The 23,079-nt window shown below is 43.1% G+C and carries 22 protein-coding genes and 1 riboswitch; of the genes, 17 read left to right on the forward strand and 5 right to left on the reverse strand.

What is annotated here, in order from left to right:
- Positions 1-48: 48 nt before the first annotated feature.
- On the reverse strand, positions 49-1,437 hold the full coding sequence (locus ABHN01_RS21860; RefSeq protein ID WP_429877280.1) for a peptide MFS transporter: 1,389 nt from the start codon (positions 1,435-1,437) through the stop codon (positions 49-51).
- 201 nt (positions 1,438-1,638) lie between these two features.
- Here ABHN01_RS21860 and ABHN01_RS21865 point away from each other — a divergent pair, with 201 nt between their 5' ends.
- Positions 1,639-2,136, forward strand: coding sequence for a metallophosphoesterase family protein (locus tag ABHN01_RS21865; RefSeq protein WP_429877281.1), 498 nt, complete (start codon positions 1,639-1,641; stop codon positions 2,134-2,136).
- A gap of 96 nt (positions 2,137-2,232) precedes the next feature.
- Here ABHN01_RS21865 and ABHN01_RS21870 read toward each other — a convergent pair whose 3' ends face one another.
- Positions 2,233-2,451: a hypothetical protein gene (locus ABHN01_RS21870; RefSeq protein WP_429877282.1), complete on the reverse strand. Its 219-nt coding sequence runs from the start codon at positions 2,449-2,451 to the stop codon at positions 2,233-2,235.
- A 148-nt stretch (positions 2,452-2,599) separates the two neighbouring features.
- On the opposite strand from ABHN01_RS21870, the gene fdhF reads away from it, so the two are divergent.
- The 5 genes from fdhF (at position 2,600) to ABHN01_RS21895 (ending at position 7,896) form a co-directional block, all read left to right on the forward strand.
- Complete coding sequence (gene fdhF / locus ABHN01_RS21875) at positions 2,600-5,575, forward strand: formate dehydrogenase subunit alpha (RefSeq protein ID WP_429877283.1); 2,976 nt, start codon at positions 2,600-2,602, stop codon at positions 5,573-5,575.
- Positions 5,550-6,047, forward strand: coding sequence for a DUF1641 domain-containing protein (locus ABHN01_RS21880; RefSeq protein ID WP_429877284.1), 498 nt, complete (start codon positions 5,550-5,552; stop codon positions 6,045-6,047). Before fdhF ends, ABHN01_RS21880 begins: the two co-directional genes overlap by 26 nt.
- Positions 6,048-6,063: 16 nt before the next feature.
- Positions 6,064-6,321 (forward strand): heavy-metal-associated domain-containing protein, encoded by a 258-nt coding sequence (locus ABHN01_RS21885; RefSeq protein ID WP_290400633.1) that lies wholly within the window; start codon positions 6,064-6,066, stop codon positions 6,319-6,321.
- Positions 6,308-6,430, forward strand: coding sequence for a hypothetical protein (locus tag ABHN01_RS21890; RefSeq protein WP_429877285.1), 123 nt, complete (start codon positions 6,308-6,310; stop codon positions 6,428-6,430). Before ABHN01_RS21885 ends, ABHN01_RS21890 begins: the two co-directional genes overlap by 14 nt.
- Before the next feature lie 86 nt (positions 6,431-6,516).
- Positions 6,517-6,595, forward strand: a riboswitch (ZMP/ZTP riboswitch).
- A gap of 101 nt (positions 6,596-6,696) precedes the next feature.
- Positions 6,697-7,896: a phosphoglycerate dehydrogenase gene (locus ABHN01_RS21895; protein ID WP_429877286.1), complete on the forward strand. Its 1,200-nt coding sequence runs from the start codon at positions 6,697-6,699 to the stop codon at positions 7,894-7,896.
- A gap of 67 nt (positions 7,897-7,963) precedes the next feature.
- Here ABHN01_RS21895 and ABHN01_RS21900 read toward each other — a convergent pair whose 3' ends face one another.
- Complete coding sequence (locus tag ABHN01_RS21900) at positions 7,964-8,320, reverse strand: DUF2512 family protein (RefSeq protein WP_429877287.1); 357 nt, start codon at positions 8,318-8,320, stop codon at positions 7,964-7,966.
- A 104-nt stretch (positions 8,321-8,424) separates the two neighbouring features.
- Here ABHN01_RS21900 and mutM point away from each other — a divergent pair, with 104 nt between their 5' ends.
- From mutM to ABHN01_RS21935, 7 genes are all read left to right on the forward strand, one after another.
- Complete coding sequence (mutM, locus tag ABHN01_RS21905; protein WP_429877288.1) at positions 8,425-9,234, forward strand: bifunctional DNA-formamidopyrimidine glycosylase/DNA-(apurinic or apyrimidinic site) lyase; 810 nt, start codon at positions 8,425-8,427, stop codon at positions 9,232-9,234.
- A 247-nt stretch (positions 9,235-9,481) separates the two neighbouring features.
- Positions 9,482-10,864 (forward strand): extracellular solute-binding protein, encoded by a 1,383-nt coding sequence (locus tag ABHN01_RS21910; protein ID WP_429877289.1) that lies wholly within the window; start codon positions 9,482-9,484, stop codon positions 10,862-10,864.
- Between the two features lie 102 nt (positions 10,865-10,966).
- Complete coding sequence (locus tag ABHN01_RS21915) at positions 10,967-11,821, forward strand: carbohydrate ABC transporter permease (protein WP_429877328.1); 855 nt, start codon at positions 10,967-10,969, stop codon at positions 11,819-11,821.
- Positions 11,822-11,832: 11 nt separating this feature from the next.
- Entirely contained in the window at positions 11,833-12,663 is an 831-nt protein-coding gene (locus ABHN01_RS21920) for a carbohydrate ABC transporter permease (protein WP_290400627.1), read from the forward strand.
- Positions 12,664-12,766: 103 nt separating this feature from the next.
- On the forward strand, positions 12,767-13,891 hold the full coding sequence (locus ABHN01_RS21925) for a GntR family transcriptional regulator (protein WP_429877290.1): 1,125 nt from the start codon (positions 12,767-12,769) through the stop codon (positions 13,889-13,891).
- A gap of 23 nt (positions 13,892-13,914) precedes the next feature.
- Positions 13,915-14,937 carry a Gfo/Idh/MocA family protein gene (locus ABHN01_RS21930; protein ID WP_429877291.1) on the forward strand — a complete coding sequence of 341 codons (1,023 nt, stop codon included), beginning with the start codon at positions 13,915-13,917 and terminating at the stop codon, positions 14,935-14,937.
- A 19-nt stretch (positions 14,938-14,956) separates the two neighbouring features.
- Entirely contained in the window at positions 14,957-16,090 is a 1,134-nt protein-coding gene (locus tag ABHN01_RS21935) for a Gfo/Idh/MocA family protein (RefSeq protein WP_429877292.1), read from the forward strand.
- 46 nt (positions 16,091-16,136) lie between these two features.
- Here ABHN01_RS21935 and ABHN01_RS21940 read toward each other — a convergent pair whose 3' ends face one another.
- A complete protein-coding gene (locus tag ABHN01_RS21940) occupies positions 16,137-18,077 on the reverse strand; it encodes a lamin tail domain-containing protein (RefSeq protein ID WP_429877293.1) in 1,941 nt (646 codons plus the stop codon).
- A 515-nt stretch (positions 18,078-18,592) separates the two neighbouring features.
- Here ABHN01_RS21940 and ABHN01_RS21945 point away from each other — a divergent pair.
- The 4 genes from ABHN01_RS21945 (at position 18,593) to ABHN01_RS21960 (ending at position 22,395) form a co-directional block, all read left to right on the forward strand.
- A complete protein-coding gene (locus tag ABHN01_RS21945; protein ID WP_429877294.1) occupies positions 18,593-19,957 on the forward strand; it encodes an MFS transporter in 1,365 nt (454 codons plus the stop codon).
- Positions 19,941-20,717, forward strand: coding sequence for a sugar phosphate isomerase/epimerase family protein (locus tag ABHN01_RS21950; protein WP_429877295.1), 777 nt, complete (start codon positions 19,941-19,943; stop codon positions 20,715-20,717). The genes ABHN01_RS21945 and ABHN01_RS21950 overlap by 17 nt, the downstream gene beginning before the upstream one ends.
- A gap of 140 nt (positions 20,718-20,857) precedes the next feature.
- Entirely contained in the window at positions 20,858-21,670 is an 813-nt protein-coding gene (locus tag ABHN01_RS21955) for an HAD-IIA family hydrolase (protein ID WP_429877296.1), read from the forward strand.
- A 23-nt stretch (positions 21,671-21,693) separates the two neighbouring features.
- Positions 21,694-22,395 (forward strand): MgtC/SapB family protein, encoded by a 702-nt coding sequence (locus tag ABHN01_RS21960; protein WP_429877329.1) that lies wholly within the window; start codon positions 21,694-21,696, stop codon positions 22,393-22,395.
- 42 nt (positions 22,396-22,437) lie between these two features.
- On the opposite strand, the gene ABHN01_RS21965 is transcribed toward ABHN01_RS21960, so the two are convergent.
- Entirely contained in the window at positions 22,438-23,001 is a 564-nt protein-coding gene (locus ABHN01_RS21965) for a glycerol-3-phosphate responsive antiterminator (RefSeq protein ID WP_429877297.1), read from the reverse strand.
- Positions 23,002-23,079: the final 78 nt, after the last annotated feature.

A 23,079-nucleotide genomic window follows, 5' to 3' on the forward strand; every position in this document is an offset into this window, starting at 1 on the left:
CTTTTAGGGGTCACTTCACTCAGGCTGCCTGTTTGTGTGTTCTGTTATTTATTCAGCTGACATTTTCACAAGCTTCCTAGAAAGGCCAAGCAGTACAAGGCCAAGGAAAATGGTTGCTCCGCCGATAAGGATGAATACTTCAAAGTATCCTAAAGATTCAGTGGTAGATGCCAATTGTCCAGCAAGGATGTTGGCAAATCCAGAACCGGCAAGCCAAACACCCATCAACAGCGAAGCTAGTTTCACTGGTGCGAGTTTGCTGACCATGGATAAACCTACCGGCTGGAGGCAAAGTTCTCCAATCGTATGAAGGAAATAAGTCAGTACCATGAAGATCATGTTTGCTTTTACGGCTGAGGATGCATCCGTTCCAGTTTGTAATAGGGCAGGAACAAGGACTGCAAATCCGAGGCCAAGTAAAATCATACCTGTTGCCATCTTCGCTGGAGTCGGCAGGTCTCCGCGTTTTGATTTTGATAATTTTACCCATAATACAGAAAGGATTGGAGCAAAGATTACGATGAACAATGGATTCAATGATTGGAACCAGGAAGTTGGCACGGTCCAGCCGAATACGGTTCGATCAACAAACTTATCTGTATAAAGAGTTAACGAACTTCCGGCCTGTTCAAAACCAGCCATGAAGAAAATAACAAAGAATGTAAGGATGAAGATAACTTTAATTCGGCTCTTTTCAGCTTTCGTCAGAGGCTTCTTTTTCTCTGCTGCACTGATGGTATTTTGTGAAACACCGACTGGCTTTTTGCCGATGTCCCCCAAGAATTTATTGCCAAGAAGGTTGAACAACAGCTGTCCGATGATCATTCCGATGGCTGCCGCCAAGAATCCAAATTTAAATCCGAAATGCTCGACACCATTGACCGTCGTTTTGAAATAGTCTTCAGCAAGGAATCCTACAACTAATGGGGAGAAGAATGCTCCGATGTTGATACCCATATAGAAAATGGTAAAGGCTGCATCTTTGCGAGAATCGTTCATCGGATACAATTCACCGACAAGAGTTGAGATATTTGGTTTAAAGAATCCATTACCGATAATTAGCAAGGCAAGTCCAATGTAAAACGCCGGTTTACTTTGATTTGCGAACAATACCAGGTTACCGAGCGCCATGGTAACGCCGCCGAGCGTAATGGCGAGCCTTCTGCCAAGAAAACGGTCGGATAAATAACCGCCGATCAAAGGAGTAAAATAAACAGCACCGGTGAAGAATCCATAAATGCTAAGTGCAAGTGTTTCATTCATTCCTAATCCGCCGCTGATGAGCGATTTAGTCAAATAAAGGACAAGAATGGCTCTCATGCCATAATAGCTGAACCTCTCCCACATTTCTGTGAAGAAGAGCAAATAAAGTCCAGGTGGATGTTTCTTCTTAGTTTGGAGCTGAACGTCTTGCTCCACTTTAACTGTTGCTTCCATCTTGATGCCTCCAATTTATTTAATCTATAAATATTTTAATTTACTAAATATTTAGTAGTCAACAAAAATTATAGGAAAAAACTATTATAAATTAATTATGAAAACTTTGAATATTAAAATAAAAACCGTTTTCGTTGATTAAACTAGTGATTAAGCCCTATGAAAGAACAACTAAATTTGAAAAATCAGGAGAAAAATTTTATGAGAATTGTCGTGATTTCTGATACCCATATGCCTAAAAAGTCTAAAAAATTGCCGGGAAGGCTCCTTGCCGACCTGAAAACGGCTGATCTCATTGTCCATGCCGGCGATTGGGAAACTCCCGAATTGTTCAGTCAGCTTCAATTCTATGCACCCGTCAAAGGTGTGACCGGAAACGTGGATGATCCGGAGCTGAAAGACATTCTTAGTGAAAAAATAATGTTTGATTTTAAAGGATTTACATTTGGAGTTGTTCACGGACACGGAAAAAGACAAACCACAGAAAAAAGAGCAATCTCAGCGTTTTCGGATGAAAGCGTGGACTGCATTATCTTTGGCCATTCTCATATTCCGAAGCTATATCATAGGAACGGCGTCCTCATGTTTAACCCGGGCTCGCCCACCGACAAACGAAGAGAAAAATATTTTTCTCATGGAATCATCACAATAGATCAAGTATTGCATGCTCAGCATGTATTTTATAGTGACAAAAATTAATATTATTAACTATTTAAGTTTACTCTGATCAAACCGCTTTTTCAAATAATTGGATTGGACAACTTGGTCAGTGCAACCATTAACTGTCCAGCAACCTTATGGCAGCAAATAAACTTCGTAATGGGGAGGATTCTGCAATTTCTCTCTCTTAAGCCTTCCTTCATCTACCAAGGCATTGAGGCTTTCTTCGACCTCGATGAGGTTTACACCATACAAATCGGCAACCTTAACGGTGGAGACCGCCATCCATTTTGGAACTTTTGTTGAGGAAACAATCATTGACCTGATATGTAAAAATAAAGCTTCTTTCTCCATTTTCAACACTCCTTCTCATTCCTATTTATAAGAAAGATTTCCATTCTGTACATTTCATATTCAGCTGCCAAAAAAAAATTTATTAATTTATTCATTATTGGAAATGATGTTGAGGCAGAACAAACTATGAAATGAGGTAAATCGTTTAATGGACAATCAAAAATTCCCAATCAAGATCAACGGGAAAGACTTTGACGCTATACAGGGACAAACCATTTTGGAAGTGGCTAAATCTCAGGATTACGAAATACCGAGTATTTGCTATCATCCTAATCTAGGAACCATCCAAACTTGCGATACCTGTTTTGTTCAGGTTAAAGGCGAACTGGTAAGAGCTTGTGCTACAAAAGCTGAGCCAGGAATGGAAGTAGATACTTTATCCAAAATGGTGAAGGATGCCCAGTATGAGGCCATGTCGCGTATTTTGAAGAACCATGAGCTGTATTGCACGGTTTGTGATAATAACAATGGAAACTGTGTCGTTCATAATACAGCGGAATATTTGGAGATCGAGCATCAAAAATACAAATTCGAAGCAAAGCCATATCCGCCAGACAATTCTCATCCTTTTTACCGGTACGAACCGGATCAGTGTATTTTGTGCGGACGTTGTGTGGAAGCGTGCCAGGATTTGCAAGTCAATGAGACGCTGACCATCGATTGGGAACGGGAAGCACCGCGTGTGATCTGGGATAATGATGTACCCATTGATGAATCTTCCTGCGTTTCCTGCGGACACTGCGTTAACGTTTGTCCATGCAACGCGCTGATGGAAAAATCAATGCTTGGAGAAGCAGGATATCTCACGGGAATCCCTGCCAATATGCTTGGACCCATGATCGATCTCACGAAAGAAGTTGAACCAGGATACAAAGAAATCTTCGCTATTTCCGAAATGGAAGCAGCCATGAGGAAAGCCCGGATCAAGAGGACAAAAACGGTTTGTACTTACTGCGGAGTGGGCTGCAGCTTTGAAGTATGGACAAAAGGCAGGGAGATTTTAAAAATTGAACCGACTGAAGAAGCTCCTGTTAATGGCATCTCAACCTGTGTAAAAGGTAAATGGGGCTGGGATTTTGTGAACAGCGAAGAACGGCTGACACATCCTTTAATCCGTAAGGGAGAAGAATTTGTTGAAGCGACGTGGGAAGAAGCATTGAACCTCATCGCAGGCAAGCTGACAGAGATCAAGGATCAGCATGGCGCAAATTCCATAGGTTACATCGCCTCCTCCAAGTGCTCAAATGAAGAGAATTATCTTTTTCAAAAATTTGCTCGTGCCGTGATGGGGACCAACAATGTGGATAACTGCTCTCGTTACTGCCAGTCTCCGGCCACAGCCGGTTTGATGAGGACTGTTGGCATCGGCGGTGATGCGGGTACGATTAAGGATATTGCGGCTGCTGAACTTGTGATCGTTGTGGGAGCCAATCCCGCTGAGTCTCACCCTGTCCTGTCTACAAGGATTAAGAGAGCGCACAAGCTGCATGGGCAAAAGCTGATTGTGGCTGATCTAAGAAAGAATGAACTCGCAGAACGGGCCGATGTTCATCTCCATCCAAAGCCGGGCACAGATCTCATTTGGATATCCGCCGTTACAAAGTACATCCTTGATCAAGGGTGGCAAGACAAAAAGTTCTTGGAAAACCGAGTGAACGGGCTGGATGATTATCTCACATCCTTGGAAAAATTCACGTTAGAGTACGCTGAGGAGCGTACAGGGCTAACGAAAGATGAAATGATTCAAATCGCTGCGATGATCCATGAGGCTAAATCCGTCTGTGCTCTATGGGCTATGGGCGTAACCCAGCATATGGGCGCGACCGACACAAGCACAGCGATTTCGAACCTTCTATTAATCACTGGCAACTATGGAAAAACAGGTACAGGGGCGTATCCGCTTAGGGGACATAACAATGTGCAAGGCGCTTGTGACTTTGGAACGATGCCCGCTTGGTTCCCTGGCTACGAGCCCGTACAGGATCGGGAGGTGCGCGAACGGTACGAAAAAGCGTGGGGCGTGTCATTGCCAGAGGAGCCGGGATATGATAATCACCAAATGGTAGAGGGAATTCATAAGGGAGAACTCAAGGCGCTGTATTTGTTTGGTGAGGATATGGCATTGGTGGATTCTAATTCAAACTATGTAGATTCATGCCTTGAGAAGCTGGACTTTTTTGTGGTGCAGGATATTTTTTTCAGTAAAACTGCACAGTTTGCAGACGTTGTACTTCCGGCGGCGCCAAGCCTTGAAAAGGACGGCACGTTCGTAAATACGGAACGCCGTATTCAGCGCTTTTATAAAGTGTTTGAACCGCTTGGACAATCAAAGCCTGATTGGGAAATATTCCGGGATCTCGCCAATTTGATGGGTGCAAAGTGGGCCTACACTCACCCGGGTGAAATCATGAAGGAAGCTGCCAGTCTTGCGAAATTGTTCTCAGGTGTAAGCTATGAACGGCTCGAAGGCTGGAATAGCCAGCTATGGCCGGTGACGGCGGATGGGACTGATACTCCGCTATTATTCGAGGAAAGATTTGGTTTTCCTGATGGCAAAGCAAAACTAGTGGCCGTTGACTGGACTGAGCCTTTCCAGCCTGGAGAAGAATATGACCTGTTTTTAAATAACGGCCGTTTGCTCGAACATTTCCATGAAGGCAACATGACATATAAATCAGAAGGCCTCACTCATAAAGTCCCGCACCCTTGGGTTGAAATCTCTCTGGAGCTTGCTCAAGAACGCAATATTGAAGATGGATCATTAGTAAGCCTGACATCACCCTATGGAAATGTTGAAGTGCGCGCAATCATTACCGACCGAGTCAAAGGGAATGAGCTTTATTTGACAATGAACACTCGGGAAGACAATGAAGCCGTCAACAAATTAACGAGCAGCTACCATGACAAGGTGACACATACCCCTGCGTTTAAGGAAATGGATGTGAAGATGGAGGTGCTGGAATTGAAGGGAGAACCACCACTTCCTGAAGTCAACCACCGTTTTGGCAACCGCATTCCCCAAATCAGTGTCAGGGTGGAAGAAAAATGGAAACGGGATGATTTTACACCTATACAGGATCTTTTTAGGGGGGATGAATATGGCCAAAGCGATCAAGCAAATTAAAAAGAAGAACCATAACCAAGAAGAAGAGCAGGCAGGCGCTGTTGCTTCGATTGTAAAAGAAATCGCAAACAATAGTGATGCGATCCTGACCATGATCGGAATCGTAAAAAACCTTCATGAAATGGGTGCGCTGGATACCATTTCAGCACTAATCGAGAAACGAAATGACGTAGGCGTTATTGCGATTCAGCAAATCAATAAGCCTGAGATGCACAAGACCATAAAAAATGGAATCAACACCTTCAATTTCTTAGGAACGATCGATCCGGAGCAATTGCGTACCATGCTATTTGGGATTACGAAAGGACTTGAGAGAGCATCGGAATCTGTTGGCAAAAAGGAAAATCAAAGTCTTTGGCAAATGGGAAAGGCCATGAGAAATCCAGATACGAGAGCGACTATATCGATGATGATGGATTTTATGCAAGGTATGGGCGAAGGGATGGCAAATGTCCCAACAAATAAAAAATAGGAGGGGGTAGCTTGTCATGGAAACAAGAATGATTAAGATCAAAGATTGTAAAAACGAGCAGGATGCAGATAAGATTTCTCAAGCCCTTCAGCATGTATGGGGCATTGGGCCGTTCCACATCAACCACGAACGGGGAGAAGCAAGTATCAGCTTCGATAAGAAAATGGCGTCCTATGAAGATTTCATTCAAGCGATCCATGAAAGAGGATATTCGGTTGAAGAAATTGATGCATACGAGGGGATGAGAGAGGAGGTACAGGATGAAGAAATGTGAAATCTGCGGTATTGAAGAAAGCCAGAATAACGACCAGACCGATAGTTCACCTAAAATCCTCCATGTTTGTGAGGATTGTCAAAAGGAACGCAAGCTCGACCATTTATGACACCATTATCAAAGAGTGCATTGTAAATAAAGTTTAAAATAGTGGTTGATGGCCACTGAAAATTCTGATAAAATGAAAAAAATCAAAAGGCTATGTGTAACTGGCGAAACACGGATCACCGTGAGGGAGCACATAGTGTCGCAGCCGTTCGCCTGGGCAGAGGTAAGGAGTTAGTTCCCTTACCTCTTTTCTGTTTATTAGAGATTGTGAACGAGTTCTTTGTTTTGGATGAAGAGAAACCATCATAAAAGAGGAGAGAGAACATAATGACGGCAACTACATTAGAAAAAGGCAGAACCATCAAAACGTTAAATAACATTGCTGAAAGGGGGTTAAAGGTATTCAGCAAGGGCGATTACATCATTGACAATGATAATGAAAATCCGGAAGCCATCGTTGTCCGCAGCTTCAACATGCATTCGATCACATTTGGCGATCAGCTAAAAGCCATCGCACGGGCCGGCGCGGGAGTGAATAATATTCCGGTTGATCAGTGCACCGAACGAGGAATCGTCGTTTTTAATACGCCGGGTGCGAACGCAAATGCAGTAAAAGAAATGGTTCTTACGACGTTGATGGCTTCATCCCGAAACCTTTTTGCCGGCGTGGCCTGGACGAAATCATTACAAGGGGAAGGCGAACAAATACCAAAACTTGTAGAAGCCGGAAAAAAACAGTTTGTTGGAAAAGAAATTAAAGGAAAAACGCTTGGGGTTATTGGCTTGGGAGCAATCGGTGCATTAGTCGCGAATGATGCATTGGATTTGGAAATGGATGTCATTGGATTTGATCCCTTCATCTCAGTGGATACCGCCTGGAATCTGTCCCGCAATGTACAGCGTGCCATGACGCTTGAACAGTTATTTGCTGAATCCGATTATATTACGGTTCATGTGCCTTTAACACCTGATACAAAAGGCATGTTTAACGAGAAAGCCTTTAGTGTCATGAAGGCTGGCGTCCATATTCTGAATTTCTCTCGCGGAGAGCTGGTCAATGAAGATGATATGGAGGCGGCACTTGAGAGCGGAACTGTCGGCCAATACATCACAGATTTTCCGAATGAAAAAGTTCTGAAGATGAAAAATACAGTGCCGATCCCACATCTTGGCGCATCAACAAAAGAATCGGAAGAAAACTGCGCCATCATGGCGACTCGTCAGGTGAAGGAGTTCTTGGAAACAGGCAACATTAAAAACTCAATAAACTTTCCAAATGCTTCTTTACCCTATACAGGTAAACTCCGTGTGGCCGCATTTCACGAAAACATTCCCAATATGGTAGGGCAGATCACGCAGGCCGTATCCAGCTACCATATGAACATCGCGGACATGGTGAACCGAAGCCGCGGTGGATATGCCTATACAATGATCGATATTGATAATAAAGTTAACGGTGATGTGATTCCCGGGTTAGAAGACAAGATTAAACAAATTGACGGCATCATTACCACTCGTGTGATTTAATGGGTGGATACGCAAAAGCCTCAATTCCGTTAAGGGATTGAGGCTTTTTTACATGTTAAGTATTGCGTTAGATCGGTTCGCTATGCGCTTTATGAGAAGCTAAGAGATATCGGTGCGTAAAATATTCAACGATGCCCAGCAACAGACTTGTTAACAACGCTCCGTACCATGTAACAGAAGCGTCCCACTGGAAGTTTGAGGCATAATAGACAATGATCCAGGAGACCGCAAAATCGGCAAGTACACTGATCCATAGCGCCCCTCTTCTCAGAATAAAATATTCAAGTGCGACACCCAATACAGCAAGTGTAATTCCAACTACAATGATCTGCCAAAAACTTTCGAAATGAACACCAGGAAAGAAAAAAGCCGAGATGAGTAAAACTATCGGAACCGCAATAAGCTTTAGGATCAAGCTTGTCATGTTATACCTCCTGTCTTGCTGATATTTTATCCAGGATCTTATGTCTCAATACAGTAAAAATGAGACATACTAAACGTCGACTAAAAAGGACAGGAGTGGAGGACATGCCCGAACTTCCAGAGATGGAGAACTACCGGCTTGTTTTATGCCGCCAATTGAAAGGAAGGCCGATCACAGAGGTGGACATCAACAGGGAAAAATCCATAAATAAAAAAACAGAGATCTTTGAAGCTCACTTGCAGGGATCGGTTATTACCGATATTAGAAGGCGGGCAAAGCACCTGATTTTTCAGTTGAACACCGGCAATGCCCTGCTGCTCCACCTGATGCTCGGTGGATGGATGTACATTGGAAATGATGAGGATAACCCTGACCGTACAAAACAAGTCATCCTGTCCTTCGGTGAACGAAAACTGTATTTTATCGGATTACGGTTAGGTTTTCTTCATCTACTGAATGGAAAAGAGCTGAAAGAAAAATTGGAGGAACTGGGTCCTGAACCGTTCGATCGCAGCTTTACACTCGAAACGTTCCAGAAACGTTTTGGTACAAAGAGAGGTACATTAAAATCCATTCTGATCGACCAGAAATTTATGGCCGGCATCGGGAACTGTTATTCAGATGAAATATGCTGGCAGGCGAGGCTGCAGCCTGCAAGGAAAGCCAACGAACTAAAACCGGACGAAGTGATTACACTGTATCACGCGATTATACCCGTATTAGAGAATGGGATTAAATTTGGAGGATATATCGTAAATCCTATATATGCTGGAGATGCAAAAACAGGCGGATATAACAACCACCTGCTTGTTTATGACAGGGAAGACCAGCCCTGCCTCCGCTGCGGAACCGAGATTAGGAAAATGGAAATTTCCTCACGTAAATCCTTTTCTTGTCCGAACTGTCAGGTTTAACAGATGTGCAGAACAGAGCCGACAGGCTCTGTTTTTATGCGCGGAGATGCTAGAAGAGAAAACTTAAAAGATATATCAAATAACATATTGACATATATCATATATATCAATTAAATTATAAATAGAAATAAATTTACCGAAAATTCAGAAAGGGTTCTTTTTAAAAGTGTTTTTTGAAAACGCTGTCATTCTTGCATCTAGATCCTACATACCATTTTATTTTTGAAAATTTGAGGAGGGTGTTGATATGAAAGTGAAAAGCTATAAAAAGTTGGCTGCCATTTCGGTTATAACAGGAAGTGTTCTTTTTAGCTCAGCTTGCACAGACGCCAATTCCACTTCGGGGAATAAAAAGTCGGGAGACAGCAACACGATTAGCATTACGTTCCGAGATGGGGGAGGAACGAACAAAGGACTGACCGATTGGCTAAACAATGACATTATTCCAGAGTTTAAAAAAGAGCATCCAAAAGCGAATATCAAACTCTCTCCAATCAGCGCATCGGAAGGCGATTATTTTGCCAAAGTTGCTCTAATGCTCAAGTCTGATCAGTCAGCGCCAGATATCGTCACGGAAGATACTTTTATGGTGAATTCGGATGCGAGTGCGGGCTATCTTGAACCGCTGGACGATAAGCTGAAAGGCTGGGATGAGTGGAATCAATATATTGACAATGTTAAGAATGGTGTTAAAGCCCAGGACGGCAAAACGTATGGTGTCCCTTTTAATACAGATTCGCGAGGCCTGTGGTACAACAAAGAACTTTTTAAGAAAGCAGGGCTGCCGGTACCATGGGAACCAAAATCATGGGACGATATCTTAACGGCTGCTAGAACCATTAAGAAGAAAGATCCAGGTGTTATTCCATTGTGGATGAACTCTGGCAAAGCCACGGGTGAAGGCACTTCCATGCAAACGTTCGAGATGCTGCTGTATGGTACAAAAGATCCGTTATACGATGAGGACAAGGGAAAATGGATCGTGAACAGTCAGGGACTGCTTGATACGTATTCCTTCATCGATACCATTTATAAAGAAAAACTCGGTCCCGGCTTATCACAAGTATTGAACGGGCAAGGGGGCACTGTTGCTTATACTCAGCTATTTCCAAAAGGAAAAATAGCCATTGGGCTAGACGGGATCTGGCAGGCAGGAAACTACCGCAAAGACGGTCCTGCACCTTGGCCGGATGCGTTCAAGACACTGGGCTATGCAGCCATGCCAACCCAAAACGGTGAGGGACCGGGAAAAACCTCCATGTCAGGCGGATGGGCGTTTTCCATTCCTAAAAAATCAGATAACAAAGATCTTTCATGGGAATTCATTAAATTCATCTCAACAAAAGAAAACAACCTCAAACTATTGTTAAAAGAAAACAATCTTTCTCCTCGTGAAGACGTGTCAAAAGAACCAGAATATTTGAACCTGCCGATGTTTAAAGAGGCTTCTGAATTCCTGGAAAATACTCATTTCAGGCCATCTGTCGATAAATATCCTTCTGTTTCCACAGTCATTCAGTCAACGGTAGAAGATGTCGTAACCGGAAAGCTTTCTCCAAAACAGGCTGTTGAAACCTATCAAAAAAATGTCACGCGTGTGGTAGGCGAAGATAAAGTGATCGAAAGGTAACGTTTTCTGAAAGGAGTGTTTTCTTTGGATGCAAACCCTATAATTTCTACATCAACATCGGTTGACAGCAAATCATCGCTTCATAAACGTAAAAATAAAAAACTGTTGTCATCGCTTCTCTTTTTACTGCCTTCCTGGATCTTGCTGCTCATCTTTTTTATTGGGCCAATCCTTTTAACCTTTTATTTTGCTTTCACCAATCTGTCGCTAACTGGCAGTGAAGCACAGGCGACCCAATTCGTTGGCTTTAGTAACTTTGTTAACATGTTTCAAGATCCTAACTTTAGGATCAGTGTGATCAAGACCATACTGTATCTATTGTTCTCAGCCATAATAGGCCAGCAAGTTCTTGGATTTATTCTGGCGCTGCTTATGAAAGAGAAAAATCCAGCCTTTCGACGAGTGATCGGCATCATTGTGATTGCCGGCTGGGTGACTCCCGAGATTGTTGTCGCTTTTTGCTGGGTGGCATTCCTAAATGACAGCGGGACCCTGAACGTGATTCTGCAGCATATGGGTTTAAAACCTGTTGCCTGGCTATTCGCTTTTCCGATGACAAGTGTGATCATCGCGAACATCTGGCACGGTACGGCGTTTTCCATGCTTGTTTTTCAGGCTGCATTGGATGATGTGCCAAAAAGCATCGAAGAAGCTGCGGTTGTGGACGGTGCTTCAAGGTTCCAAGTTCTTTATAGGATCGTGCTGCCGATGATCAAAGGTTCAGTCGTAACCAACATGATCCTTGTTACCCTTCAAACGTTGGGAGTTTTCACGCTAATCTACGCGATGACAGGCGGAGGCCCAGGCACATCAACACAAACCCTGCCGATCTTTATGTACAATCAGGCCTTTGTTAACTATCAGCTGGGTTACGGGACAGCCATCTCATTGATCCTCTTATTAATCGGGGTGCTTGTAAGCCTTCTGTACTTAAAATCAATGAAAGTCAAAGTTTAGGAGAGAGACCGATGAAAATAAAATCCAAAAAGCTGGAAAGATCGATCCCATACATCATTTTAGCGGCCATAGGTGTACTGTTTCTCCTTCCGCTGCTTTGGGTGCTCATCGCATCAGTCGATCCTAATGCCAACTCTTCCATCAAGGTACCGTCTGCCTTTACGGCGGATAATTTTAAAAGCGTGTTAACCGACCCCGTCAACATACGGGCCTTTATCATCGGATTGCTCCTTTCCTTAGGACAAGGGCTGCTTGTGGTGCTTGTCGCAGGTCTGGCTGCATATCCGCTTTCCCGCTACCAGATGAAATATAAAAAGCATTTTATGTTTACAATCCTCTTTATGACATCGCTGCCGATTACTGCCGTTATGGTGCCAGTTTATCAGCTGTTTATTTATTTGAAACTGCAAGACTCGCTTTGGGGGACGATGTTATTTTTAACAGCAGCCGGACTTCCTTATGCAATCTGGATGCTGAAAAACTTCATGGACGCTGTGCCGCTGGAACTGGAGGAATCCGCATGGATCGACGGTGCGTCGGTTTGGGAAGGGCTGAGAAGAATCGTTGCTCCATTGATGATTCCTGGAATCTGTACGGTCGGTATTTTTACCTTTTCCGGAAGCTGGGGTAATTTCTTTGTTCCTTATATTCTTATTCAATCCCCGGAAAAACTGCCGGCTTCCGTTACGATCTATCAATTCTTTGGCAACTTTGGAATGGTGGAGTACGGCAAACTCGCCGCTTTTTCTATCCTGTATACCTTCCCGGCCATTGTGTTGTATATTTTCTCCCAGCGTTTCATGTCACAAGGATTCAGCCTGGGTGGAGCTTCCAAAGGATAAGCAGCGAAAGGATTAGAATTGTCTGACCTTTTAGGTATAATCAATATGTATACTTTGTTTTCCATAATATAGTATGCATATTTTAGTTTCTTGGGGTGGAACCATGAATCCTTTATACAGACAAGTTTACCAATCAATCAAAAATAATATTGTCAGCGGAGAATATACAGAGGGAGACCGTGTGCCTTCTGAAAAAGAACTGTCTGATACCTTTCAAGTGAGCCGAATTACAAGTAAAAAAGCACTGGATCTATTAGAAGATGAGGGACTTGTTTTCAGGCAGCGGGGGAAGGGGACGTTCGTGTCTGCGAAACCATCGCAAGAACCTGGCCTCCACGAAGTAAAAACGAATAAATGTCTAGTCGGACTCATCGTTCCGGATCTTGATGACAGCTATGTCTCTAAAGTAATTGCGAGCATTGAAGAAGCTTCAAACGGGCGGTGTTTTATCATATTAAAACGCACGAAAGGGCTTCCTGGAAAAGAGGCGGAAGCGATCAGGCAGCTCATCGACTTTAATGTGGACGGTCTGATTCTCTATCCAGCAAAAGCCGAGCATTATGGGTCTGAAATACTGAAGCTGATTATCGCCGAGTACCCGTTCGTCTTGATCGACCGGACGTTCAGGGGTGTTGCAGCAGCCTTCGTCTCTACGGACAACATTAAGGCTGCGAAGGAAGGAATGGACTATTTGTTCAGCTTGGGCCATGAAAATATTGGAGTCCTGTCTCCCGCAAGTGATACTACAACTGTTGTAGACCGTTTTACAGGAATCCTGCGGGCATATGAAGATCAGAACAAAATCGTTAACCGTCAGCTCTGGTGCAAGGAATTAAGGAATTCCATTCCGTCGCCGCTTGAGACGCGAACGAAACCCGAGCAAGATATCGAAACGATAAAAAAACACCTGATACAGCACCCTGAGATGACAGCACTATTTGCCATTGAACACAATATTGCTGTTCTGGCGAAACGTGCAGCCGAACAGTTAGGGCTGCGTGTTCCAGAAGATCTTTCCATCCTGTGTTTTGATGCCCATGATAATAATCTGAGCGGCTGGGAGTTTACCCACCTCCGCCAAAATGAAAAAGAGATGGGCCGGCTTGCCGTCACAAGGCTGCTTGAAATGATCAACGGCCATTCTTCGATAAAGAGGGAGTTTTTAGACGTAACTTTAGTTGAAGGAGATTCAACAAGTCCTCTAAATGTAAAACCGTATGTAAAATAATCAAACTCTTGAGGAGTGATGAAATGATGAAAGTGGCACTTTTAAGCAGATGGCATGTCCATGCGGATGATTATGCCCGTGAGGCTGGGAATCACCCAGATCTGTCGATCAAATGCATCTGGGATGAGGATACAGCGAGAGGAGAAAAGTGGTCCAGTGAGCTCGGTGTTCCTTTTATACGGGAACTTGAAACAGTTCTGCGAGATCCACAGATTGATGGAGTCATTGTCAACACACCAACCAATCGGCATAGAGAAGTAATCCTGGCAGCTGTTGCACATAAAAAACATGTTTTTACAGAGAAGGTTCTGGCGTTTACCACTGCCGAGTGTGAAGAAATTTATGATGCTGCGGAAAAAAATGGAGTCAAGCTTACCGTCTCCTTGCCAAGATTGACGGCCAACTACTATTTATATGCACAGCATGCTCTCGATAAGGGATGGCTCGGTGACTTAACCTCCATCCGGTGCCGTCTCGCGCATAATGGAGCGGTCCCCGTAAGCGGCAGTGTCAATGGCTGGCTACCCCCGCATTTTTTTGACAAGGAACAGTGCGGAGGGGGGGCGTTGATCGACCTTGGTGCCCATCCCATCTATTTAACCAACCGGCTGGCGGGTCCGGCATCTGCGGTAACGTCCATTTTTCAAAAGAATGATCAAAGGACGGTTGAAGAGAATGCAGTGGTTCTTGTCGAATATGAATCAGGTGCACTCGGAACGGTGGAAACCGGATTTTTATCGTATGGAAGTCCCTTTCAGCTGGAACTCTACGGGACGAAAGGAGCGCTGCTTATAGAAGAAAACGAGATCCGTCTAAATAGCAGTCAGCTTGAGCAAGAGGGCTGGATTATCCCTGAGGTGTTGCCGAAAGCCCTTCCGATGCCGATGGAGCAATGGGTGGAATCGATTGTAAAGGGAAAAGAAACGACGATAAGGAAAGAAGACGTTTGCAGCCTGACCTTGATCAACGAAGCAGCTGCGCTATCACATGCTGAAGGAAGAAAGGTCTTGATTTCTGAAGTAAAAGAAGTTCTCTTAAACCAATAATCAAGGGGGAAACTTTCAAATGCCTAAGAAAATACGAATCGGAATTATCGGATGCGGCGGAATCGCCAACGGAAAGCATATGCCAAGCCTTTCAAAGATTGACGAAGTGGAACTGGCTGCCTTTTGTGACTTAGAGGAAGAAAAGGCACGAAAAGCTGCTCAGGAATTTGGAACACCGGATGCAAAAGTGTTTACCGATTATAAAGAACTGCTGGAAGATAAAAGTCTTGATGTCGTTCATGTTTGTACTCCGAATGACTCACATGCAGACATAACGGTTGATGCACTCGAGGCGGATAAGCACGTCATGTGTGAAAAACCAATGGCCAAGACAGCAAAAGATGCACGCCGCATGGTTGATACCGCCAAAAGAACAGGGAAGAAGCTGACGATTGGGTATCAGTACCGTTACCGCGCCGACAGCTGGCATCTTCACAAACTTTGTGAGCGCGGAGATTTTGGAGAGATTTATTATGCGAAAGCACACGCCATCCGCCGTCGGGCCGTACCAACTTGGGGAGTGTTTTTAGATGAAGAAAAGCAGGGTGGAGGATCTCTGATTGATATAGGCACACATTCCCTCGACATGACATTATGGATGATGAACAATTACGAGCCAAAGGCGGTGTTAGGGACCACTTTCCATAAACTCGGGAAAAAGAAGGATGCTGCAAATGCCTGGGGTTCATGGGATCCTGATAAGTTTACGGTGGAAGATTCAGCGTTCGGCATGATCACCATGAAGAACGGAGCCACGATTTCTCTGGAGACGAGCTGGGCACTGAATACTTTACAGACAGGTGAAGCAATGTGTACCCTTTGCGGAACGGAAGGCGGAGCCGACATGATGGACGGCCTCAGAATAAATGGGGAAGACTTCGGCAAGCTGTATTCCAATAAAATCCAGGTGGATGGAAAGGGAGTCGCCTTTTACGATGCGGATGAAGAGAGCGATGCCGATCACGAAGCGAGACTGTGGATCGACGCTCTTCTGAATGATAAAGAACCGGTCGTTAAGCCTGAACAAGCGCTTGTTGTTACGGAGATCCTGGAAGCAATCTATGAATCTGCCAAAACGGGCAAGGCGGTTTATTTCGACGAAGAAGAGAAAGATTTAGACCCATCCGTTCAAACAGATAAAATCCTACAATAAAATAAAACGAAAAGGCTGCAGGTACACCAGCAGCCTTTTTTCCTTCTCACCGTTCTTCTTTCTCTGTATTCCTGTCATCTTTCATTAATGTCTTCATATCAATTCTTAGCATGCGATCTCTAGGATATGACCCGGTATAACGATATTTGTTAGCTCCGGATTCAAAGGAGACGTAAAGATCACTTTTTACTAACACGGCTCCTTCGTTCATTGGAATAGCGGTGATACTTTCTATTGGTTTCGCTGTTTCGCCATCCAGGAACCAGAGTGGAACTTCTTTTTGCCCAATCCTGACGTATTCATTAGGTTCCTCCTTTTGCGGATCCTCAAATCGATAGAGAACACTATCGTTCGCACGGCCATAGGAGGTAACTAATGAGATTCCCTTCTTTTGAACAATGGCTCCCTGAACTTTCCCAATGGTTGAAAAGACATAATCAGGAGTTGCAGGCTCACTTGATCCTTCCTCCCATTGCTCATTTGTAAGCATATCAGTATTCGTTTTAAGCTTATAACCGACCATCCAGGCGTATTGCATTTCACCGGCACGATTCACGAGGTGGTGTGATGGATCGGTTGGATAACTGGTGGGTTCATAAAATTCACCTACCCAAAGAATGCCTTTATCATCGTCGTAGACATCATAAGCAGCCTCAACGGGGACAGGAATCTGGTTCGTAAACGCAAGCTCCTCATTATTATTCGCTGCGACGATGTCACTGATGTTTAATGTGAAGAGGAATTGTTCAGAGGAGATCCAAACGTGTTCGCGGCTTACCGTAACGCCTCCCGCGTGGCCGGTGTAGGGTGTTCCATCTTGGTTGTATAATACAATGGATTTAATTAATTGTTCAGTCTCCGCATCAATAACGCATAACGTTCCAGGTCGTCCGTCATCCAAATAATTTATGGTAAATAACCAATCCTTTTTCTTATAATAACCCAATCCTTGCGGGACAAGATCCTGCACCAATCCGGGGATAATGGGGCCATCCTTGCTGATATCCCATAGACTTTGATATTTCGGATTTCTATCGTTTAAAGACCTTTCTGCCTGTGTAATAAGTTGATGTCCAGGTCTAACAGTAAAAGGGGGAGATTTTGCGGTTTCATTTCCTGAAGTATCTTCGGCTGTCATTTGCAGATTAAAATTGAGATTGCCGATAAGAGAAGATAACCTGAATTCATGCTTGGAGGGTGTAACGGAGAACTCTAAATTCCCATTCTTGTAGATATTATAACGATAAAGGTCTGATTCGGAATTTGGATCCCACGATAACAAGACTTCCCCGTTACCAGCATCCACTCTTACATTGGCTGGTATTTCAGGTGCTGCATCATCTTGTTTTGGTCTTGGAGGTACTTGTCCTGGTTCGGTCCAGCCAGGCGTTGCATTTTGATTGCCGGATAACGTTTTCATCGTGTTGCTTCCATCGGCTGGAAAGCTGAAAGTAATCGACCTATTCACGCGTACCTGGTCACCGGTGTAATTTGCTTTAACGATTTCTTTTCCGTTCGGATCCAATACGGACACGGTCTGATTTTTGCTGTTCACCAAGCCGCCCACATTTTCTAATCTTTGGATATGATATTCCTCAATGTATTTACTAGTATAAGAGGAAAGGTAGAGGTGATTAAAGCCTTCCAATGTCATCGGCTGAGTTTCCTGCCGTCGTGTCCATAACAGCATCGAATCCCACGGGCCGATCCTGGCTGAATTTTCAATGGCGGCGTTCCATCGACCGGATTGAATGTGATAGCCTTGCAGATTGATCTCTTGATCGCTGTTATTATAAATTTCGATATACTCAAACGCATCATAACCGGCATAGTTATCGGTATCTGGGACCACCTCTGTGATCAGTAATCGGGCTACCGTATTTTCGGCTGCACTGGATGGAAAAGCAATGAATAATACATCGCTGGATATTGCCAAAATCAGCGATACAGCATAGATCAGCCACTTATTGCCATTAAAATCTTTCATTTTTTCTCCTCCCCCTAAACTATTTTTGTTTCGCTTGTTTCTCAGATGACTGTTATAGATCATAGAAAAACAAAAAACCCCATGACATAACATATACTGCAAATGCAGTACAAACTATGTGCACAGGGTTCTCCATATCTCTACCCATAAAGCAGGTTTGAATTATCTGATTATTTTTAATAATACATAAATTCCGGAAGGATAGCAATGGTATTGGAAATAAAAACTGGAACATATTCCGAAGATCTACAGAATATTTTTATATTAACTCCTGAATGATTTGCCAATATTCGCTGTGACAGTCAGCTGATCAGTCTTACAAAAACAGTTGACAGAATCATTTGAATATTGTATAAATTGTTTAGCAAACAAAAAAATATCAAGTTGTGTAGCTTTATGGCCGGAGATGAAGAGAAGCCATAGTCATTAAAAACATGGTACATGTTTTTTGGCTATGGCTTTTATTTTTTCTGCTCCCATAATTGTTACGTAATCAAAAGGGAAGGGGAAGGGTTATGAGTTTTGAGCATTTGGATTCTCCAAAATTAAAGCGCTTTCAAAGGAAGGTCACACTCTTGTCCGCGGCCGGTACGTTTCTTGATGGCTTTGATTTAACTGTTATTGCTGTTGCCATGCCTTTAATTTTAAACCAGTGGGACATAGGACCAGGGCTACAGGGGTTAATTACATCATCAGCCGTCATTGGTTCATTAATCGGTGCCTTATGGCTTGGTAATTTAACAGATAAGTTTGGCAGAAAAGCGATGTACGTCGTTGATCTATTAGCGTTTGTTGTTTTTGCAGCCTTAACTGCATTTGCACAGGCTCCCTGGCAGCTGATTTTATTCCGCTTCTTATTGGGAATAGGAATCGGTGCAGATTATCCTATTTCTGCTACTCTAGTATCGGAATTCAGTTCTACGAAAAGCCGGGGAAAACATAGTACTTCTCTTGGAGCCATGTGGTTTGTCGGGGCTGTTACAGCCTACCTCGTGGGGATATTGTTAGTGCCGGTTGGTCCGAGCGCCTGGAGATACATGCTTATGGTAGGCGCTGTATTTGCATTGATCGTTTTCTTTTTCAGAGTCACACTTCCGGAATCTCCGAGATGGTTAGCTTCAAGAGGGCGTGAGAAAGAAGCGGAAGAGATCATGCTGAAAATTACAGGTCAAAAAGTGGCGATTCCACTGGCCTCTGCTTCGAAAACAAAATTCAGTCATGTCTTTTCAAAGACACTGTTTAAGCGCACGTTCTTTGTTTGCGGATTCTGGTTCTGCTACGCGGTTGCCTATTATGGGATTTCCATGTATACACCAACGATATTAAAACCCTTTACCGATGGATCACAAATGATGGTTTACATGGGATCCGGAACAGTTAGTCTATTGGGTTTACTGGGGGCAATCGTTGGAACAAATCTTGTTGAAAGGATAGGGAGAAGGCCTCTTATTATCACTTCATTTACAGGCTTATCAATAGCACTGATTATTCTGGCCCTTAATCCCACCCCAACGCTGTCATTTTTAGTCATACTTTTCAGTTTGGCTGTGCTGTTTGCGAATATGGGTGGAGGAATTCTTAATTTTGTTTATCCGACAGAATTGTTCCCTACAAGTATTCGGGCGAGTGCTTCCGGTTTGGCAACAGGTGTCAGCCGGATCGGTTCGATCATGGGTATTTTAGTCTTCCCTAATCTGGTTGCGGCATGGGGGAATAGTAAAGCACTGTGGTTTTTTGCCGTTATTAGTTTAATAGGCTTAATTATATCTGCTTTATTAGCCCCTGAAACAAAAGGGAAAAGATTAGAAGACCTAAATAATGAATCAACTTCAAATTTTGATCATTCACCGAATGGAGAAAATCATGGAAAAATGGCTTAATAGCTGGTCCCTGGGACTATCCGCTGATTTAAACGACTTTACGATGATTAAAAAAGCTGGGTTTGAGGGCATCGAAATATTGGCAGAACAGAAGAATGCTGTTCAATACTTAAAGTATGCCAGTGATTTGGATCTAAAAGTTGGATTGCATCTCCCTTTCCACGATCTAAATCTGGCTACTCCTGATGCGGCTGTATACGAAAGGACATTGTCTGTATTAACTGAATGGATTGCAAATCTCGCTGAATATGATGGGAAGCATGCCACCTTTCATGGTGGATATGCCTGGTTTTCTGAAGAAAGAAATGAGTCCCTGTTCAGGGTCGAAGAGCGCATTATTAAGTTAAATGAAGTGGCGAAGCACCATGGAATAGATTTGTTATTAGAAAACCTGATACCCGATAAACTAAACTATTGCCATCACATTGCTTCGAATCTAGAAGAATGGATCGATCTAATCACTGCTGCAAATATAAAGGCGTGCTTGGATCTCGGTCATTTGGATTTGATGGGGAATGATTTGAAAGCAGCCATTGATAAGCTGGCTGGAACATTAGGAGCTGTCCATGTATCAGAGAATGATGGGAGATCGGATCTTCATTTGCTTCCTGGTGATGGGAATCATTTCACGGTGGGGCTGGAGAGCTATTTAGAGGATCGTCACTTTGGCGGACCGATCATCTATGAAATTAATCCTTATCGATATTCAATCCAGGACATTGTCAATCATCTATCGAACTATAATTCTACAGTAAGATAGCAGGCATCTAAGCACTTGTACAAATGAATATCAGCGGGAAGAGAATAAGAGAAACCCCTAGCTATTTTTGCCTTTGCGAATAAGGCTTCCATAGCTGGGGGTTTTTTTCATTCAGTTGGATCCAAAATGGAGGTAATCGAATGGTGAAAGGCTTTATATTTGATTTGGACGGAACCGTTTATGTAGAAGACCAGATTATTGATGGGGGAAAGGAAGCGATTCAATATTTACGAGATGGTGGGCATAAGGTTGTTTTTTTTACGAATAAATCCATTTCTACTCGTAATGACTATGTGAAAAAACTGCAGGGATTGGGTATTGACGTGTCGATAGAAGAAGTGATCAACTCAAATTACATTACCGCCAAGTTTCTAAAGCAAAACATGAATAGTAATGACGCAGTCTATGTCATTGGGGAGCACGCATTATTCGAAGAGTTAATATTTGAAGGAATAAGACTTACAGAGGATCCCAATCTGGCTACTTATGTCGTTTTAGGCTGGGATCGGCAATTTAATTATATGAAACTGAACCTTGCCTACCAAGCTTGGGCAAAAAACAGGGCTACGATTCTGGCCACCAACCCGGATCGCACATGTCCGGTAATTGACGGTCAGCTTCCTGATTGCGGGTCAATAATTGGAGCCATGGAAGGAACGATTGGCCGGCCAATTGATTATATAATGGGCAAACCTTCTAAATTAGCGGCGGATATCGTTATAAGAGATGTTCTAAAATTAAAACCTGAAGAATGCTACATCATCGGAGACCGTTTAGAGACCGATATTCGAATGGGAAATGATAATGGAATACAAACGGTTCTTGTGCTATCTGGAATTTCAACAAAAGCAATGTTGAAGGAATCTGTGCACAAACCCTCCTATATTCTTCAAAGCATCAAAGATATCCACCAATTACAATTTAACAGGCATTTGCCAATAACGAGTAATTGAAGTGAAGGAGGTTGATCGAAATGATGGAATGGGCAAAAACCTTTGACGAAGGGATGCTGTTGAAGCTGTTCATATCTGCCATATTGGGGCTGGCAATCGGCTTGGAAAGACAATTAAAGAGGAAACCGTTGGGGTTAAAAACAAGCTTGGTCATATCCATTATTAGCTGCCTGTTAACCATCGTTTCCATACAATCCTCCTATTCATTTCCATCATCTGATCTGATAAAAATACAAATGGATCCGCTTCGATTAGCGGCACAAATTGTTTCGGGAATTGGATTTCTGGGAGCAGGAGTTATTTTAAGGAAAGAGGATGATACCATTACTGGTTTAACAACGGCTGCAATGATATGGGGAGCGGCAGGGATTGGTATTGCGACAGGTGCTGGTTTTTATATCGAAGCTGTTGCAGGTGTCATCCTATTAATGATTAGCGTCGAGCTCCTTCCGATTTTTTTGAATAAACTTGGTTTTTGGAGAAAAGTACATGCGAAGGAAATCTCCATTAAACTTAACTTAAAATATAGAGAAGAAATTGGTGAGGTGATCTCTGAAGTAAAGAAACAAGGGCTTAGAGTCGACCATGTCCATATCCGGGATTTAGAGGACTGTTCACTTCTCCTGGAGCTAAAAGTAACAGTCCTTAACAAACACACAATCTATGATATATACAGAGGCATAACTGAGATAAACAAAATATACCGGACAGAAATCAGCGGTTAATATCATACAAAAAAGGGGGGTGTTCCCCCTTTTTTGTGCACTTTAGATATCAAAATTCCATAGGGAAGAATCTCCTGTGGACATAGCAAGGGCACCCGCTTCCAGTCCTTTTATAATATCTTCTTTTGAACTGATTAAGCCTCCTGCAATGATGGGCAGGTTAACCTGTCGTGTAAGATGATCGATCACTTTTGGCATCAGTCCCGGGAGAACCTCAATTGCATCTGGATAATAAGACTGGCAGATGTTGATTCCTTTGTTAATGGCACTGTGATCAATGAGAAACATCCGTTGAATGACCATTAATCCCTCTTCTTTTGCAAACTTAATCAAGGAGCTTTTTGTAGTAATGATGCCTGAAGGATTCCATTTTTGAGCAATATATTTTATGGCACTTTTTGTATTGGAAAGGCCTTCAATAAAATCAATATGGATAAAAATACTTTTTTGAGCCTCTTTTAATTTATCAAGATATTCCGTCATATTCAGCAAGTTTCCCGTTAAAAGAAATACGATATTGGATTTACTCGTTATCGCTTTTTCAATATCTCCTTCACTTTTAATCGAAGCAATGACTTGTGACTGAACCAGATCAACGATATTCATACTGTGCACTCCTTAACCAAAATTTAAATCGGTTTTTAAAATATAGGGGGATTGCACTAGGTATTCGATAAAAGGTGT

This window comes from Fictibacillus sp. NRS-1165 (genome assembly GCF_050468105.1).
In the GTDB taxonomy this organism is placed as follows: domain Bacteria; phylum Bacillota; class Bacilli; order Bacillales; family Fictibacillaceae; genus Fictibacillus_C; species Fictibacillus_C terrinigri.

Excerpts from the sequence above, each read along its gene's own strand:
- ABHN01_RS21920 (WP_290400627.1), top strand. The coding sequence starts at position 11,833 with ATGAAAATAAAATCCAAAAAGCTGGAAAGATCGATCCCATACATCATT.
- ABHN01_RS21870 (WP_429877282.1), bottom strand. The coding sequence starts at position 2,451 with ATGGAGAAAGAAGCTTTATTTTTACATATCAGGTCAATGATTGTTTCC.
- ABHN01_RS21880 (WP_429877284.1), top strand. The coding sequence starts at position 5,550 with ATGGCCAAAGCGATCAAGCAAATTAAAAAGAAGAACCATAACCAAGAA.
- ABHN01_RS21930 (WP_429877291.1), top strand. The coding sequence starts at position 13,915 with ATGATGAAAGTGGCACTTTTAAGCAGATGGCATGTCCATGCGGATGAT.
- ABHN01_RS21935 (WP_429877292.1), top strand. The coding sequence starts at position 14,957 with ATGCCTAAGAAAATACGAATCGGAATTATCGGATGCGGCGGAATCGCC.
- ABHN01_RS21950 (WP_429877295.1), top strand. The coding sequence starts at position 19,941 with ATGGAAAAATGGCTTAATAGCTGGTCCCTGGGACTATCCGCTGATTTA.
- fdhF (WP_429877283.1), top strand. The coding sequence starts at position 2,600 with ATGGACAATCAAAAATTCCCAATCAAGATCAACGGGAAAGACTTTGAC.
- ABHN01_RS21925 (WP_429877290.1), top strand. The coding sequence starts at position 12,767 with ATGAATCCTTTATACAGACAAGTTTACCAATCAATCAAAAATAATATT.
- ABHN01_RS21860 (WP_429877280.1), bottom strand. The coding sequence starts at position 1,437 with ATGGAAGCAACAGTTAAAGTGGAGCAAGACGTTCAGCTCCAAACTAAG.
- ABHN01_RS21965 (WP_429877297.1), bottom strand. The coding sequence starts at position 23,001 with ATGAATATCGTTGATCTGGTTCAGTCACAAGTCATTGCTTCGATTAAA.
- ABHN01_RS21955 (WP_429877296.1), top strand. The coding sequence starts at position 20,858 with ATGGTGAAAGGCTTTATATTTGATTTGGACGGAACCGTTTATGTAGAA.
- ABHN01_RS21940 (WP_429877293.1), bottom strand. The coding sequence starts at position 18,077 with ATGAAAGATTTTAATGGCAATAAGTGGCTGATCTATGCTGTATCGCTG.
- ABHN01_RS21885 (WP_290400633.1), top strand. The coding sequence starts at position 6,064 with ATGGAAACAAGAATGATTAAGATCAAAGATTGTAAAAACGAGCAGGAT.
- ABHN01_RS21895 (WP_429877286.1), top strand. The coding sequence starts at position 6,697 with ATGACGGCAACTACATTAGAAAAAGGCAGAACCATCAAAACGTTAAAT.
- ABHN01_RS21945 (WP_429877294.1), top strand. The coding sequence starts at position 18,593 with ATGAGTTTTGAGCATTTGGATTCTCCAAAATTAAAGCGCTTTCAAAGG.
- ABHN01_RS21865 (WP_429877281.1), top strand. The coding sequence starts at position 1,639 with ATGAGAATTGTCGTGATTTCTGATACCCATATGCCTAAAAAGTCTAAA.
- ABHN01_RS21960 (WP_429877329.1), top strand. The coding sequence starts at position 21,694 with ATGGAATGGGCAAAAACCTTTGACGAAGGGATGCTGTTGAAGCTGTTC.
- mutM (WP_429877288.1), top strand. The coding sequence starts at position 8,425 with ATGCCCGAACTTCCAGAGATGGAGAACTACCGGCTTGTTTTATGCCGC.
- ABHN01_RS21900 (WP_429877287.1), bottom strand. The coding sequence starts at position 8,320 with ATGACAAGCTTGATCCTAAAGCTTATTGCGGTTCCGATAGTTTTACTC.
- ABHN01_RS21910 (WP_429877289.1), top strand. The coding sequence starts at position 9,482 with ATGAAAGTGAAAAGCTATAAAAAGTTGGCTGCCATTTCGGTTATAACA.
- ABHN01_RS21890 (WP_429877285.1), top strand. The coding sequence starts at position 6,308 with ATGAAGAAATGTGAAATCTGCGGTATTGAAGAAAGCCAGAATAACGAC.